The sequence below is a fragment of the Thalassotalea sediminis genome (assembly GCF_030295915.1).
In the GTDB taxonomy this organism is placed as follows: Bacteria; Pseudomonadota; Gammaproteobacteria; order Enterobacterales; family Alteromonadaceae; genus Thalassotalea_C; species Thalassotalea_C sediminis.
The window spans coordinates 3,838,813-3,854,458 of record NZ_AP027361.1 but is presented as its reverse complement, the minus strand read 5'-3'; the positions used below and the strand labels follow the sequence as shown (position 1 = coordinate 3,854,458).

14 protein-coding genes are annotated in these 15,646 nt (G+C 39.3%); 12 read left to right on the top strand and 2 right to left on the bottom strand.

What is annotated here, in order from left to right; genetic code table 11:
• The first annotated feature begins 120 nt into the window (after positions 1–120).
• The 5 genes from ftsY (at position 121) to QUE09_RS17335 (ending at position 7,075) form a co-directional block, all read left to right on the top strand.
• Positions 121–1,395 (top strand): signal recognition particle-docking protein FtsY, encoded by a 1,275-nt coding sequence (gene ftsY / locus QUE09_RS17355; RefSeq protein WP_286234135.1) that lies wholly within the window; start codon positions 121–123, stop codon positions 1,393–1,395.
• 18 nt (positions 1,396–1,413) lie between these two features.
• The gene (gene ftsE / locus QUE09_RS17350; RefSeq protein ID WP_286234134.1) at positions 1,414–2,106 is read left to right on the top strand and encodes a cell division ATP-binding protein FtsE; all 693 of its coding nucleotides are present in this window, start codon (positions 1,414–1,416) and stop codon (positions 2,104–2,106) included.
• The gene (gene ftsX, locus QUE09_RS17345; protein WP_434017579.1) at positions 2,099–3,085 is read left to right on the top strand and encodes a permease-like cell division protein FtsX; all 987 of its coding nucleotides are present in this window, start codon (positions 2,099–2,101) and stop codon (positions 3,083–3,085) included. The genes ftsE and ftsX overlap by 8 nt, the downstream gene beginning before the upstream one ends.
• Positions 3,086–3,288: 203 nt before the next feature.
• A complete protein-coding gene (gene rpoH / locus QUE09_RS17340; protein ID WP_286234132.1) occupies positions 3,289–4,152 on the top strand; it encodes an RNA polymerase sigma factor RpoH in 864 nt (287 codons plus the stop codon).
• Positions 4,153–4,456: 304 nt separating this feature from the next.
• Positions 4,457–7,075, top strand: a complete 2,619-nt coding sequence (locus QUE09_RS17335; protein ID WP_286234131.1) for an EAL domain-containing protein — start codon at positions 4,457–4,459, stop codon at positions 7,073–7,075.
• A 1-nt stretch (position 7,076) separates the two neighbouring features.
• Here the strand turns inward: QUE09_RS17335 and QUE09_RS17330 are convergent, their stop codons facing one another.
• A complete protein-coding gene (locus QUE09_RS17330) occupies positions 7,077–8,066 on the bottom strand; it encodes a hypothetical protein (protein ID WP_286234130.1) in 990 nt (329 codons plus the stop codon).
• A 126-nt stretch (positions 8,067–8,192) separates the two neighbouring features.
• Between QUE09_RS17330 and tatA the strand changes: the two genes are divergently transcribed.
• Genes tatA through QUE09_RS17295 form a run of 7 tightly spaced genes read left to right on the top strand, consistent with a single transcriptional unit; the run spans position 8,193 to position 14,129 of the window.
• Entirely contained in the window at positions 8,193–8,420 is a 228-nt protein-coding gene (gene tatA, locus QUE09_RS17325; RefSeq protein ID WP_286234129.1) for a Sec-independent protein translocase subunit TatA, read from the top strand.
• Between the two features lie 3 nt (positions 8,421–8,423).
• Positions 8,424–8,789, top strand: a complete 366-nt coding sequence (tatB, locus tag QUE09_RS17320) for a Sec-independent protein translocase protein TatB (protein ID WP_286234128.1) — start codon at positions 8,424–8,426, stop codon at positions 8,787–8,789.
• Entirely contained in the window at positions 8,789–9,553 is a 765-nt protein-coding gene (tatC, locus tag QUE09_RS17315; RefSeq protein ID WP_286234127.1) for a twin-arginine translocase subunit TatC, read from the top strand. Before tatB ends, tatC begins: the two co-directional genes overlap by 1 nt.
• 27 nt (positions 9,554–9,580) lie before the next feature.
• The gene (locus QUE09_RS17310) at positions 9,581–10,366 is read left to right on the top strand and encodes a TatD family hydrolase (RefSeq protein ID WP_286234126.1); all 786 of its coding nucleotides are present in this window, start codon (positions 9,581–9,583) and stop codon (positions 10,364–10,366) included.
• Positions 10,367–12,235, top strand: a complete 1,869-nt coding sequence (locus QUE09_RS17305; protein ID WP_286234125.1) for a sensor domain-containing diguanylate cyclase — start codon at positions 10,367–10,369, stop codon at positions 12,233–12,235.
• A gap of 10 nt (positions 12,236–12,245) precedes the next feature.
• On the top strand, positions 12,246–13,268 hold the full coding sequence (gene hemB, locus QUE09_RS17300; protein WP_286234124.1) for a porphobilinogen synthase: 1,023 nt from the start codon (positions 12,246–12,248) through the stop codon (positions 13,266–13,268).
• 6 nt (positions 13,269–13,274) lie between these two features.
• A complete protein-coding gene (locus QUE09_RS17295) occupies positions 13,275–14,129 on the top strand; it encodes a DMT family transporter (protein ID WP_286234123.1) in 855 nt (284 codons plus the stop codon).
• Between the two features lie 9 nt (positions 14,130–14,138).
• Here QUE09_RS17295 and QUE09_RS17290 read toward each other — a convergent pair whose 3' ends face one another.
• On the bottom strand, positions 14,139–15,632 hold the full coding sequence (locus tag QUE09_RS17290; protein ID WP_286234122.1) for a Ppx/GppA phosphatase family protein: 1,494 nt from the start codon (positions 15,630–15,632) through the stop codon (positions 14,139–14,141).
• Positions 15,633–15,646 lie beyond the last annotated feature (14 nt).

Here is a 15,646-nt window from a genome sequence, read left to right as displayed (position 1 = left end):
GACATAGGTTCAAGCTTTTGTTTTTTGTCAGCTAGTAAGGTGTTAAACTATCGGCAATTTTATCCTTGTTTAACACGCAATAACAGCCGTTGTTGGTTTTTAAAAGAAAGAAGTTACGAAATGTCAGAAAAAAAAGGTATGTTTTCTTGGTTAGGTTTTGGCAAAAAAGCCGAAAAACCAACAACTGAAGAAGAGCAAGTAGTAGCAGAGCAAGCGTCTGAGGAGACGTCTGTAGAAGAAATCGAAGAAAAAGACTTGCCAACAGCACAGAATCAACAAAACATTGATGAGCCAGAGCCAGAGCCAGAGCCAGAGCCAGAGCCAGAGCCAGAGCCAGAGCCAGAGCCAGAGCCAGAGCCAGAGCCAGAGCCAGAGCCAGAGCCAGAGCCAGAGCCAGAGCCAGAGCCAGAGCCAGAGCCAGAGCCAGAGCCAGAGCCAGAGCCAGAGCCAGAGCCAGAGCCAAAAGTTGGTTTTTTTGCCCGGTTGAAACAAGGGTTAAGTAAAACACGTCAGAATATTGGTGGTGGATTATTCGATCTCTTTCGTGGCAAGAAAATTGATGATGAGCTGTTTGAAGAGTTAGAAACGCACTTATTAATGGCTGATGTTGGTGTTGAAACCACAATGAAAATTATTGAGTCGTTAACTGAGTCAGCATCACGCAGCCAGCTAAAAGATGCAGAAGCACTATACGACTTGCTCAAACAAGAACTGAATAAAATTATCGAACCGGTTAATAAGCCTTTAGATATTCCCAAGAGTGATAGCCCCCATGTAATATTAATGGTTGGCGTTAATGGCGTTGGAAAAACAACGACGATCGGAAAACTCGCGAAGCAATTTCAGGCGCAAGGCAAATCTGTTATGTTAGCAGCTGGCGACACCTTTCGAGCTGCCGCCGTTGAGCAATTGCAGGTGTGGGGGGAAAGAAATGATATCCCTGTCATCGCACAACATACAGGAGCAGATAGTGCATCGGTTATATTTGATGCGATTAGTGCAGCAAAATCTAGAGGGGCTGATGTACTTATTGCCGATACTGCAGGTCGACTACAAAATAAAGCACATTTAATGGAAGAGTTGAAAAAAGTGGTGCGAGTGATGAAAAAGCTCGATGAAAACGCGCCACATGAAGTGATGTTAACCATTGATGCAGGTACAGGACAAAATGCGCTCAGTCAAACACAGTTATTTGATGATGCAGTAGGATTAACCGGACTAACTCTGACAAAATTAGATGGCACAGCTAAAGGCGGTGTTGTTTTTGCCGTTGCTGATAAGTTTGGTATTCCTATTCGATATTTAGGTGTAGGAGAAGGGATTGATGATTTACGTCCTTTCAATGGTACTGACTTTATTGATGCGTTGTTCAGCCAAGAACATAACCAAGAATAAAAATAAATAAGAATCACCATGATCCGTTTTAATCAGGTAAACAAAACTTATCCCGGCGGCTTTATTGCATTGAACAATGTTAGCTTTAGTTTAGCGGCTGGGGAAATGGCATTTTTAACTGGGCATTCAGGTGCCGGTAAAAGTACCTTATTAAAATTGATGTCACTGATGGAAACACCCACTAGTGGTACAGTTCATATTAATGGTGTTAATTTATCTTCCGTTTCCTATTCGCAAATTCCGTATGTACGTCGAGGCATTGGGATGATTTTCCAAAATCATAATTTGCTTATGGATCGTACAGTCTTTGATAATGTGGCATTGCCACTTATCATCGAAGGATTTAGCCACAAAGAAACGAAGAAACGTGTAGAAGCGGCATTGGAAAAAGTACATTTAACCAGCAAGATCCGTTGTTATCCACATATGCTGTCAGGTGGTGAACAGCAGCGTGTAGGGATAGCGCGAGCAATCGTGAATAAGCCTCCTATCCTGCTTGCCGATGAACCTACTGGTAATTTAGACCCTAAACTCTCATTAGAAATTATTAAGCTCTTTGAAGAATTCAATGATTTAGGTGTTGCTGTATTGATTGCCACTCATGATTTAGGGCTTATAGCCCGGCTAAAATATCGGACCTTAACCTTAAAGCAAGGGGCGATGATTGATGATGGTTTAGTTGAAGGTTTGCAAGGAGTTCATGATGAATAAACGTAATACGTCATCAAAGTCTAACTCGTCAAAGCCTAATATTAATTTTTTACAGAAAATTATCGCTTACTTTGTCCGTCATCTACAACAAAGCGTCGGTAGTTTAGGTGATTTATGGCGCACGCCTTTTACATCGGTTATGACCATACTTGTGCTTGGTATTAGTCTTACATTACCGGCCACATTGCATGTATTTGTTAAAAATGCACAATCAGTATCCCAACAGTGGGAGTCGGCATCTGAAATCAGTTTATTTTTAAAGCTTTCGGTTACGGATAGTGCTGCTAATAATTTGGTAAAACGCATATCTTTATACCCTGAAGTTGCTAGCGTTACTTATATTTCCGCGCAACAAGCAATGGACGAATTTAAGGAGTCTTCTGGTTTTGGTCAGGCATTAGAATACTTATCGACAAATCCTTTACCTGCTACAGTGCTCGTGATCCCAACTCAACGTTCGAGTCAGCCACAGGCAGCGGAGGAACTTTTACAGAAACTAGAGAATGAAAGAGAAGTTGAACAAGGAAAGCTTGATTTAGAATGGCTAACTCGCTTACAAGCTATTGCTACATTAATTGAAGATATTGTTATTGGTATTGCCATTTTGTTGTGTGCATCGGTTGTCTTAATTATTGGCAATACCATTAGGTTAGCGATTTTAAATCAACGTGACGCTATTGCCGTTATGAAACTTGTTGGAGCAACTGACAGCTTTATTCAACGGCCATTTCTATATGCTGGTATGTGGTATGGTGTGCTAGGCGGCATGGTGGCAGTACTTTGCGTTGCAGCGTTAGTACATTATTTCTCGTTATCAATGATCGCACTTACCGATCTATATCAAAGTAATTTTCGTTTGATTGGTTTAAGTGGTAGTGAAATGTTGTGGTTGTTATTCTTTGCAGTAGTGTTAGGGTTATCAGGTAGTTATATTTCGGTACGAAAACATATTCGTGCTATTGAACCTACAGCAGAATAGATTGTCTTATTGTGTGCAGGGAAATGCTATTGTACTCCGATGTTATGTTTCTTCGCTAATTTCACAAAAAATTAATTTATCAATCAGTGAAAGATGTTAGCTTAATTCCCTGTCTATAATAGTAATGATCGTTAAATTAGCTATCGATCAATTAAATTCTTCGTGTTATTATCGCGAGCCAGGTCTAAAAAAGGGTGACTTAAATGAGTGATACAATGCAATCGATGGCGCTATCAGTGCCGCAAAGCGGCAGCATTGAAGCCTATGTACAATCAGCTTATAGCATTCCTATGCTTTCCGCTGAGCGGGAGCATGAGCTAGCGACTCGTTTACATAGTGAAGACGACTTACAGGCGGCGCAAGAGTTGATTATGTCGCACTTACGTTTTGTTGTTCACGTAGCAAAAGGATATGCAGGATACGGGTTAGCTCAAGCTGATTTGATCCAAGAAGGTAATGTAGGTTTGATGAAGGCAGTTAAGCGGTTTAACCCTGAAGTAGGTGTACGCTTGGTGTCATTTGCTGTTCATTGGATCAAAGCGGAAATTCACGAGTTTGTTTTACGTAATTGGCGTATCGTGAAGGTAGCTACAACCAAAGCGCAACGTAAGTTATTTTTTAATTTACGTAAAAATAAGAAACGTTTAGGTTGGTTTAGCAATGATGAAGTAAGTCATGTTGCTGAATCTCTTGGTGTATCTAAGAAAGACGTGATGGAAATGGAATCACGTATGACAAGCCAAGATCAAACGTTTGAAATGTCGAATGATGACGATGATAGTTCAATGGGCAGTAGTTTTGCTCCAGCTCAGTATTTAGAAGATGCTAGTTCAGACATTGCTCAGCAAGTTGAAGAGAACAATTGGGAGCAACACGCGAATAAGCGTTTGGCCAATGCATTAGTTGCACTTGATGATCGTAGCCAAGACATTATTAAAACACGTTGGTTGGAAGAAGATAAAGCAACACTTCAAGAGTTAGCTGATAAATACCAAATTTCTGCTGAGCGCGTACGCCAGTTAGAGAAAAATGCGTTAAATAAATTGAAAAACGGTATGGCTGCATAATTTGCCTACCGCTATAGAAAAAAACCGGCATTTGCCGGTTTTTTTGTTTTTAGCGAAAGGTGGTAGGATGCTTAGGTCTGGTTACCCTAAATAGGCCTTTCACTTCAAATACGCTGTTTTGAAAAGTGAGGCATATTTATAAAAAGCAAAAATGTCAGGCACTTATGTACGCTGAATAAGTAAAAAACGGGTTAATTGTAAATTAATGGTTGTTTTTTGTACTTTTACACTAGTCAAATCAAATAAATTTGATAGACTAAGTCGCACAATAATAATACAAAATAAATAGATGGGTTAGCCTTAGATGGATGTAAAGGCGAGTACAGATATTCAAGCAGCGCGCCAATTACCTAAATTGAAGTCGCTGTTAAAAAAATATCGACAAGTAAAAACGATGCAATCAGGATTGTTGCGACTGTCAGAGTTGGCAAGCACGGTAAATGATATGTCGTCGTTTTATTGTGCCCTAGAATCAGTGATCAGGTCGTTATTGATTACTGATAGTTTCCACATTGTATTATTGAATAAATCACGTCAACTTTCACTCGCCCATGCTCATAATATGAAAGAGCAAAGGCTACTAGAGCACTTAGAAAAAAACCATTGGCGTCAGAGTTTAAGTCATATTGTATTTGATGAATGTGATGCAATACATTGCAGCTCTGCAGAGAGAATGGCATTGGCAAAAGCTGAGAAAATAGCCCTTTATGGTTCATCTTGTGTGGATTGGTTAGGCGTACCATTAAAGCGTGGTCATCAAGTCATTGGTGTCATTGCCTTACAAAGTTATGATGAGAAGCTTTATTTTGATGACCGGGATTGCCAATTACTTGAATTCATTGCTGAACATCTAGTAACCGCTATTGATAGAGTGAGAAGTAGAGAAATACTCGAGCAAAATATACGTCAGCGCACACAAAAGCTAACGGAGACAAATCGTAAGTTACAACAGGAAATTGGCGAACGCCAAAAGGCGGTTAAACTTTATAAAGCGATGCTATCTATTTCCGAGTTAACTGCCACTAATCAAGATATTCAGTTGTTTTATCAGTCATTACATCAAGAAATAAATGCGTTATTACCTGCTGATAATTTCTATGTTGCGCTCGTAAATGAAGCAGAAAGGTCATTAAGTTTTCCATATTACGTTGATGAAAAAGTTACGCACCCACAACCGAGAAAAATAGGTAACGGCTTAACAGAATTAGCGATTTCTAAAGCGCAACCTTTGATGGTCACCAATGGCAGTATTTATGCTTTAACAGAACAGGGTGATATTGAACAAAAAGCCTTTACGATGCAGTATCCTGCAGATCGTTTACCTAAAGCTTGGTTAGGCGCACCATTACTAGCACAAGATCGTGTCATTGGTGTATTTGCTATTCAACATTATGAAAACCACCATGCGTACAGTCATCAAGATTTGGAGCTTGTTCGCTTTGTTAGTCAACATGTCGCTTCTGCAATTTTACGTAAGGAAGCCTTAGCTGCCTCACAACGTAGTCATGATGAACTTGAGCGCATGGTAAATCAACGTACCCAAGAGCTCCAAGCGACAAATTTAAATCTACGGATGCAAATTGAAGAAAGGCGTAAAGCTGAACAACAGCTTTATTTTGAGGCTCATCATGATGCACTTACTAGATTACCTAACAGAGCGATGTTTTCTGATCGACTTAACTATGCATTAAGTCATGTAAAACGTCATCCAAATCATAGGTTTGCTGTATTATTTATTGATTTAGACCGTTTTAAATTAATCAATGATACTTTGGGACATCATGCTGGTGATGAATTTTTAAAAGAAATTGCCAAAAGGCTGACTATTTGTGTTCGTGATAACGATATTTTAGCGCGATTAGGTGGTGACGAATTCGTGGTATTATTGGATTCTTTGCAGTCTCAAGATGATGTAGAAGAAGTCGCTACCCGAATTATTACCGCAATAGAACAACCATTTGATGTTAATGGGCATACACTATATTCAAATGCGAGTATTGGCATTGCTTTGTGTAATCACCATTATAATGACGCCAATGAAATTCTACGTGATGCTGATGCTGCAATGTATCAAGCCAAGAGCATGGGTAGAGGGCGTTACGTCTTTTTTGACGACAGTATGCGTGAACAATTAATCGCTAGCTTAACGTTAGAGCAAGAGTTACGTATTGCCATTAAACAGCAGCAATTTGAGCTGCATTACCAACAAATCAATGATTTACAGAGTACGAATACAATCGGCTTTGAAGCGTTATTGCGTTGGCAACATCCCACTAAAGGCTTGTTAACACCGAGTGAATTTCTTTTTATGGCAGAAGAAACTGGCATGATTTTAGAGATTGAAACCTGGGTTATCGAGCAAGTTTGTTTGCGCTTGAAACAATGGGAGTCTCATGCGCACTATGAGAATGCTTTTATCGGCGTTAATTTGTCTGGACGTCATTTAACCCAAGCAAATCAATTACACTTATTGATTGATTTGATCAAATTGAACACGGTTCAACCGGAACGTTTAATTTTGGAGTTTAATGAAAATGCGTTTGCACAACATACTGAGTTAGCATTGAAAGGTTTGAAAAAACTGAAGAAGTTTGGTGTAAAATTAGCGCTAGATGATTATGGCGCAGGGTTGTCGTCATTTAACTTTTTACATAGCTACCCTTTTGAGTTTATTAAGCTGGACCGCAGTCTAATTCATTCTATTGGTTGTAATAGCGATAATATAACCTTGGTTAAAGCGTTACATGATTTAGGCAGTCAGTTTGGTTATCGACTGGTGGCTGAAGGCATTGAATCACAGGAAATGTTAGACAAGCTTAATGATGTTGGCTGTGAATTTGGTCAAGGGTACCATATTGCGAAGCCGAAAAAATTTGCAGATGGCTGTGATATTGAAGAAAACGACTCGAAAGCGCGTGCTTAAGTTATCCTCGAGAGAAAAAACCTTCTATTCTTAGCGCAATACCGGGTGTGGTAGTATAATTTTCTTTCTCTGGCCATTCCAAAAAAGGCTCGATTTCAAAAAATATCCAACTGCGTAAAGCATTAAATCGATATCGATGGCTGAGGCGGTATTTATCGATGACAAACCCGCGTTCGCCATTACGTTCACCTTCTGCTTGAATCGTTGTGATAGAAGCCGATTTTTGATCTAGTTGGTGTAAATAATAAGCACCATGCTTCCACCTTAGGCCACTATATTCCGCTGAACCTCGAACACTATAATTAATTCTTAATTGTGTTTTCTTGTTCATTTGATAGTCATATTCTAATAATAATTTGGCACCTAGCCCATCATCGAGAAAATAATAGACTGAGGGTTCTATTTTAAAGCTGTTTTTTTCATTCCATGTAAAGCGCCTATTGTGTTTCACGCGAAAAAAAATATCACCACCAGATATACCGATACGGGACTCCAAGATACGATTTTTTGAACGACGGTGTGTATAACGAACTGCAGCTGAAAAGCTTTCATCTTCAAGGTCTTTTCGTGTGTCAGCTGACTCTAAAGGCAGAGAGCTTTGTGTGTTGTCATCATCATCTGAAAAAATTAAATCAACCCTATCTTTAAAATGCGGTAGTCGTACTTTTACTCTAAAACGAGTATCAAATTCTGCCCAGTCCCTCGCTTTTGGCTCCCACCCTAGCCTAATCCTAGCGGTTGTTTTTGGTGTTTCTTGTTCTAAACCTTCTTCAAGAAAAAAATTATCAAACCACAGTGCAGACTGATATACACTGTTGGAAACAGTGTGGTGGAAGCTTTCCATCCAATGTTCATTTTTTTGTGTGGGTAATGGCGGCTTAATGCAGTCTTGATCTGCAGGTGGTTTTTGTTGTTGCTCTTGTTTTGACGAGTCTGATTCTTGTGCAACACACCACTCAATTGGGTTTATTAACACGAACAAAATTAACATTTTTATGATTTTCAAAGACGCCAATTTAATCAAACGACTAATTCTCCCTAATTTAAAACAGTGAACTGATGCTTTTTTAAAATATAACTTTATAATGTCTGTATCTGAATTATAGGAGTTTTTTTTATGGGTGGAATAAGTATTTGGCAATTATTGATTGTTGCTGCAATTGTTATTTTATTGTTTGGTACCAAAAAGTTACGCAATTTGGGTTCTGATCTAGGTTCTGCTGTTAAAGGTTTTAAAAAAGCTGTAACAGAAGAAGAGAAAGAAGATAAGCCAACAGAGTCTCTTGCAAACAAGTCAGCCGCTGAAGAAAACGCTGAAACAACGAAAGAAAAAGATAAAGTTTAGCGCATGTTTGATATCGGTTTTTGGGAGCTTTTATTAATTTCCGTCATAGGGCTTGTGGTCTTAGGGCCTGAACGTCTACCTGTAGCTATTAGAACGGTAAGTGACTGGATAAAAGGCGTAAAGAGCTTTAGTCGCAATGTGCAAAATGAGATCTCTCAAGAATTACGTATTCAAGAACTACATGCAGATTTAAAAAAAGCTGAACAATCAAAGTTTGAAGATTTGTCGCCGGAAGTCGCTAATTCTCTTAAGTCTTTAAAGGAAGCGGCAGAGTCTGTTCAGCAACCATACCAAAAAAATGATGAAAACAAGGTGTTAGACGACGAAAAACCAAGTAAAACTGAAGATAAAAAAGAAGCTGATCAGTAATGGATAATACACCGCACTATACTTTATTTGATCACCTCATTGAGTTACGTGATCGTTTACTTCGAATGGTACTCGCTGTGCTCATTGTATTCTGCTCTATGGTTTATTTCGCCAATGACATTTACGAGTATGTTTCTAAACCTTTATTGGCCGTAATGCCAGAAGGTGGCCAAATGATTGCGACAGATGTGGCATCGTCTTTTTTCGCCCCTTTTAAGCTCACTATTGTACTCGCAGTTTTCATTGCCATGCCTTACATACTTTATCAAATCTGGGCATTTATTGCGCCTGGCTTATATCAGAAGGAAAAACGATTAGTTGCGCCGTTGTTATTTGGCAGTAGCTTTTTGTTTTATGCCGGCATTACCTTTGTTTATTATATTGTTTTCCCAATTGTTTTTGCCTTTTTCACTTCGGTAGCGCCCGAAGGCGTGAATATTGCGACAGATATCAGCAGTTATTTAGATTTTGTGTTGAAGCTGTTTTTTGCTTTCGGTTTGGCATTCGAAATACCCGTGGTGATTTTATTATTATGTTGGACTGGCTTTACTACACCAGAGAAGCTTAAATTAAAACGTCCTTATATTGTCGTCGGCGCTTTTGTCATGGGGATGTTATTAACCCCACCCGATGTTATTTCGCAAACCTTATTAGCGGTGCCGATGCTATTGTTATTTGAAGTAGGTGTATTTATCGCTGGTTTCTATCATACCGATGACGAGTCTGAAGAAGATCAACGAGAACCCGATGCAAAAAGTGAATAATATTTATTAATAAAAGTTGCAGATATTTTGATCGATATAGGTGTTAACTTAACAAGTAGTCGCTTTGATAAGGATAGGGCTGATGTAATTTCGCGAGCTAAGGCTGCGAATATTTCAGGGCTATTGGTGACGGGCACAAACGTTAAAGAAAGTAAACATGCACTTGCGCTATGTCAGCATGATCCTTATTTTTTATATGCAACAGCGGGTGTTCATCCACATGATGCCGATCATGTAGAACACGACTATATCGAACAATTACGACGACTAACCCTTGATTCAAATGTTAAAGCTATTGGTGAATGTGGCTTAGACTATAATCGGAATTTTTCTACGCCAGACAATCAAAAACAGGTGTTTTCTGAGCAATTAGCGTTAGCTGCAGAGGTTCAATTGCCGGTTTTTTTGCATCAACGAGACGCTTTTGAGCCCTGGTTAGAAATTATTTTGCCATATGTTGATCAGATCCCTAATTTTGTTTCGCACTGTTTTACAGGCAGTAAGTCTGAGTTAGATAAGTGTCTGGAACATGATATGTATATTGGTGTGACGGGTTGGGTATGTGACGTAAAACGTGGAGGTGATTTAAGAGAAGCCGTTAAACATCTGCCATTGGAGCGTCTGATGATCGAAACTGACGCGCCATATTTAACGCCTAAAACCATTAGACCTAGACCAAAAAGTAGTCGCAATGAGCCTGCTTATTTATCTTATGTTGTGCAAGAATTATCGGTGTTAACGGGGTACTCAACGCAATCTATTGTTCAGTATAGCGAACAAAATAGTCGTCGAGTTTTTGGCTTGGAGCAATAAATGAGACTTGCTTTTTGTATCGTGATGGCGATTAGCTACTTGTTAATGTTTAATACTAGTCATGCAACAGCTAGTGCTACATTTGGTAACAAACAGTTATATAACAGCACTACCAAGATCGAATTTTTCAAATTATCAGCCCAAAAACAAGCGCTGACGATAAATCAGATACAAAAGACGAAAGCGTCACAATGGCTTCAACTATCTAGTAACAATGTAAATGTTGCTGAAGGTAACAATTGGCTCAAAGTGGTGCTGACAAACACTTTAGATAAAACGGTTGATACGCATCTTGTTATCGATGGCCGTCAGTTTTTGTATCAATTTATCTTCTATCAAGTAAATATGGGTACGAAAGATTTATCTTCACCGTTATTGTTATCGAATACGCGACAACTTAATAATGTGGTTACTACGCAAATTACCTTGCATAAAAGTGAACAAAAGGTGCTTTACATAAAGTTATCATCATTAGCTGATCGAGTTGTCCAAATTCGTGCGTTGAACCAATATCGATTTACCGATTATATTAGCGAAGATAATTTCATCTCAGGCATTGCCATTGGCGGATTGTCAGCTATGGTACTTATTTTGTTATTTGTTTTTCTTTCGACTTTTAACCATGCCATTTTATTGTTGGCTGCATATTTAGCCGCGTTAGCGGGTAATTTAGCTGCAATGTATGGTGTGAACTTTTCAATCTTATTTCCGCATTATCCTGAGATACATGGCAAAGCGCTGCCTTTATTTACTACGTTAGGTGCTGTTTTTATTTTATGGTTCTGTAGTGAATTATTTAAGTTAGCTACGCAGTCTCGATATCTTTATTGGAGTTTTCACTTAATTGGCTGGAGTTTGCTCGCTTATGCTGGCATTAGCTTTTTCTTATCTTTCAATGAAAATATATTCATTAGTAACATTATACAAATTGTAACGGCGTTGTTCCTTGTTGCACTTGCTATACATTTAGCTAGGTGTAAGCACCAACTCGCACCTCTTTTTGCAGCGTTTGTTGTGGTTCAGGGCTTTATTGTTGCGATCAATATAGGTTTTTATGATGGATACCATTTTAATACGCAAATATATACGGCCGGGTATTGGGTAACCGGGTTGCTCATTGTTTTTATTCTAGGGCGACAATCAAGTTATGAAAAGTATGAAAAGAATGCCGCAAGGCAACAGGCATTAGAAAGCGCTATTCAGTCTAAACAGGCGCAGGATGAGCTATTATCGTTGCAAAATGAAAATCAAGAACAGTTAGAACTAGCGGTACAAGAGCGAACATTAGAGCTTAATATTGCCTTACAAGAGCTTGAAGAAGCTAATAGAGAGTTAGAGCAAAAGAACACTCAAGATGAGTTGACCGGTTTATTCAACCGTCGCTATTACGATCAAAAATTATTGGCTGAGTTTCGTCGCAGTCGTCGAAACCTTACGCCGTTAAGTATGATTGTTATTGATATCGATCATTTTAAGTCGATTAACGATAAATATGGTCATACAGCTGGCGATGTTTGTTTAGTCACGCTTGCGCAACTTATTAAGCAAACGCTACGACGTAGTAGCGATGTTGGTTGCCGTTATGGTGGTGAAGAGTTTTGTTTAATTCTGCCTGAAACCGACGCTAAAGGAGCAATTTCTTTAGCTGAAGAAATACGAGAAAAAGTCATGACTACGGCGTTTTCTATAGAAGGACAGCAATTATCTTTAACGGTTTCTTGTGGTTTAACAACCTATCAGCAACAGGCAGAAGTATCGCCTGTTGACATATTTAACACGGCTGATCAGGCACTCTATCTCGCTAAGGTGCAAGGCCGTAATCAAGTTGTTGTTAAGGCGATGGTGTCTAATGCGACAAATGCAGACTAAGGAGCATGAAATGAGTGGCCAATTTGGTAAGTTTCCAGCGCGTCGTATGCGTAGAATGCGCAGAGATGTATTTTCTCGACAATTAATGGCTGAAAATCAATTAACGGTTAATGATTTGATTTATCCTGTTTTTGTATTGGAAGGCGAAAAGCAGCGAGAATCAGTGAGCTCTATGCCTGGTGTTGAACGTAAAAGTATTGATTTGCTTTTACAAGAGGCAGCTGAGCTTGTTGAGTTGGGTATACCTGCCATCGCTTTATTTCCTGTAACACCAGAAAATAAAAAATCACTACTGGCTGAAGAAGCTTATAACCCAGACGGTTTAGCGCAGCGAGCAGTACGAGCGTTAAAAGCTAATTTTCCAGACTTAGGTGTTATTACCGATGTTGCGCTTGACCCGTTTACTGTTCATGGTCAAGACGGCATTTTAGGTGCGTCAGGTAAAGATGAAGGGTATGTATTAAACGACGTAACAACGGAAGTTTTAGTTAAACAAGCGCTTTCTCATGCCGCAGCTGGTGCTGATGTTGTTGCCCCATCTGACATGATGGATGGTCGTGTCGGGGCAATACGTGAAGCGTTAGAGTTAGCAGGTCATGTGAATACACGTATTCTTGCCTATTCTGCCAAATATGCATCTAACTACTACGGTCCTTTTAGAGATGCAGTAGGTTCGGCAGGTAATATCAAGGGGGGTAATAAACAATCATATCAAATGGATCCTGCCAATAGTGATGAAGCGATGCATGAAATAGCACAAGATCTTGAAGAAGGTGCAGATATGGTTATGGTAAAACCGGGTATGCCCTATTTGGACATAGTACGTCGTGTTAAAGATGAATTTAAAGTACCAACGTATGCCTATCAGGTAAGTGGTGAGTACGCGATGCATATGGCTGCGATTCAAAACGGTTGGTTAGCAGAGAAGCCTTGTATAATGGAAGGATTATTAGCCTTCAAGCGTGCTGGCGCTGACGGTATTTTAACCTATTTTGCTAAGCAAGTAGCCGTATGGTTGCAAGAGCAGGAATAGCTTTAGTTGACTAGTTATCGACAAGCATTTGCGGCGCTACATAGCGCCGTTTTGTTATTTGCATTGTCTGGCCTATTTGCAAAGTGGCTATCATTAACACCGATAGACATTGTTTTTGGCCGAGCGTTTTTTGCAAGCATTGCTATCGCGTTAATTCTTATTTTTAAACGACAAAGTTTTCTAATTTCTACGCGCCGGTTTATCGCATTGTTGATAACTGGCGCGATACTCTGCTTTCATTGGGTTAGTTTTTTTACTGCCATTCAAATGTCGACAGTGGCAATTGGCTTATTAACGTTTGCAGTCTTCCCTGTTTTTGTCGCGTTACTCGAGCCTTTGTTTTTTCGAGAGGCATATCGTTGGGTTACATTTATACAAGCAACAATTACCGTTGTAGGTGTTTACTTCGTTTTACCAAGTTCCACTGATGAGTCACCCATTTTAGCTGGGGTAATATGGGGGTTAATGTCGGCTTTATCTTTCGCATTATTAACGATACTAAACCGTAAATTTGTGGCAGATATTAGTGCGAAGAAAGTGGCGTTTTATCAGAACAGTTTTGCAGCCCTGCTGTTATTACCTTTAATAGAGCTTTTTTCTGTAGCAGTTACCAATCAACAATGGGGATACTTATTGATATTAGGTGTTGTTTTTACTGCATTGTCACATTCAATGTTTAATTTTTCGTTAAAGCGTTTAAAAGGGCTTACTGCGAGTATTGCTGTTAGCTTAGAACCTGTTTACGGCATTATTGCTGCTTATTTCTTACTTGGAGAACAGGTAAATACGCAAATGATTGTTGGTGGTTGTTTAATATTATCAGCTAATATATGGGCACTTAAACAAACCATAACTAACTAATGTATTGGCTTAACATTGTATGTTAAGTGATAACCCAATCTTGTTTAGGTAAGCATGTTCTTGATGAAGTTCATCTGCGATTAATGGGTGTTGAGCTAACCAATCTTTTGGTAAGCAAAGGGTTATTCCATGTGTTGTCGCACGGCTTTTATAGACTGGAAGTACGTCGTCTTTGCGTCGTCTGCATAAAATGACGGCAAGACGGATAATAGCGAGCAAGTAATAGGCCGTTTGCTTTTTACAAGCTGATTGGCGTGCTAATAACGTAGGGTCGATATCTGCTTTATATAATTTGACTAAAGCGCTTAGCAGTTGTTTATCTGATTGATCGAAACCTGGTAACTGGCCTTGTTCAATAATGTATGCGCTGTGTTGCTGATGGTGTTTAAACTCTAGCAATAATCCAATTTCATGGAGCTGACAAGCAGCCTTTAACATGGCTAACGCATTATCGTCATCTATCTGCCAGCACGGGTTGAAGCCTTCATATAGCGTATTAGCTTGGGTTAACACATTACATGCATGATGATGATCAACGTGAAACTTCTCCATGAGCGAGTTTATTGTTCGTTGACGAATATCGACTTTTTGGTCATCTGGCAGCATTTCATATAACAACCCTTCACGCAAAGCACCACTAGAAAGTTGTAACTGTTGAACATTAAAGGTCTCAAACAATGCAATTAAAATGGCAACACCACTTGCAATAACCGGCTTACGTTCGCTTGAAAGTCCTGATATTTCAATGGCATCAAAATGGCCGCAATGAATGAGTTGAGCTTTAATTTCGAGTAGAAACTCATGGCTAATTAAAGAGGGCTTTCGGTGAAACATAAGTACTTCTGAAAGCGCTTGCATGGTACCTGAGCCACCTAATACTTTTTGCCAACCAATAGCGTTAAATTCGCTGGCAAGTGACGCAATTTGTCGCTTTGCGCCTAAGATAGCTTGATTAAAATTATCGTCATTAAGTCTTTGATCATAAAAGTATTGTTGATTAAATGTTACACAACCAATATTCACACTTACAACTTTATTGGCTTTTGTCTCTTTGCCGACAATAATTTCAGTACTTGCGCCACCAATATCAAAGACTAAACGCTTAGATTCACCATAACTGGTGTACGCTACGCCCTGATATATGTAGCTTGCTTCTTCAACACCTGACAAAACATGAATTTTCTGACCAAGTATTTTATCGGCTTGCTGTAGAAATGCCGCTTGATTTTTAGCGATTCGAATTGTTGCAGTGGCAACGATACGTACATTTTGCTCAGGAATATCTTGTAATCGTTCAGCGAAAAAGCTCAAACATTCTAGCCCTCGGGCAATGGCTTCTTCACTGAGTACATGATCTGTATCTAGACCTGATGCTAATCTTACCTTTCGTTTTACTTTGTCAACAACTTGCACACTGTTAGCTAGCTGGCGTGTAATCAACATATGGAAACTGTTAGATCCTAAGTCGATTACGGCATATAACGGTGATTGAGTTGTTGACATGTTATTTTCTTTGC

What these genes read in the sequence shown, in the direction of transcription:
- ftsY (WP_286234135.1), top strand. Translation starts at nt 121, where the DNA reads ATGTCAGAAAAAAAAGGTATGTTTTCTTGGTTAGGTTTTGGCAAAAAA.
- ftsE (WP_286234134.1), top strand. Translation starts at nt 1,414, where the DNA reads ATGATCCGTTTTAATCAGGTAAACAAAACTTATCCCGGCGGCTTTATT.
- ftsX (WP_434017579.1), top strand. Translation starts at nt 2,099, where the DNA reads ATGAATAAACGTAATACGTCATCAAAGTCTAACTCGTCAAAGCCTAAT.
- rpoH (WP_286234132.1), top strand. Translation starts at nt 3,289, where the DNA reads ATGAGTGATACAATGCAATCGATGGCGCTATCAGTGCCGCAAAGCGGC.
- QUE09_RS17335 (WP_286234131.1), top strand. Translation starts at nt 4,457, where the DNA reads ATGGATGTAAAGGCGAGTACAGATATTCAAGCAGCGCGCCAATTACCT.
- QUE09_RS17330 (WP_286234130.1), bottom strand. Translation starts at nt 8,066, where the DNA reads ATGTTAATTTTGTTCGTGTTAATAAACCCAATTGAGTGGTGTGTTGCA.
- tatA (WP_286234129.1), top strand. Translation starts at nt 8,193, where the DNA reads ATGGGTGGAATAAGTATTTGGCAATTATTGATTGTTGCTGCAATTGTT.
- tatB (WP_286234128.1), top strand. Translation starts at nt 8,424, where the DNA reads ATGTTTGATATCGGTTTTTGGGAGCTTTTATTAATTTCCGTCATAGGG.
- tatC (WP_286234127.1), top strand. Translation starts at nt 8,789, where the DNA reads ATGGATAATACACCGCACTATACTTTATTTGATCACCTCATTGAGTTA.
- QUE09_RS17305 (WP_286234125.1), top strand. Translation starts at nt 10,367, where the DNA reads ATGAGACTTGCTTTTTGTATCGTGATGGCGATTAGCTACTTGTTAATG.
- hemB (WP_286234124.1), top strand. Translation starts at nt 12,246, where the DNA reads ATGAGTGGCCAATTTGGTAAGTTTCCAGCGCGTCGTATGCGTAGAATG.
- QUE09_RS17290 (WP_286234122.1), bottom strand. Translation starts at nt 15,632, where the DNA reads ATGTCAACAACTCAATCACCGTTATATGCCGTAATCGACTTAGGATCT.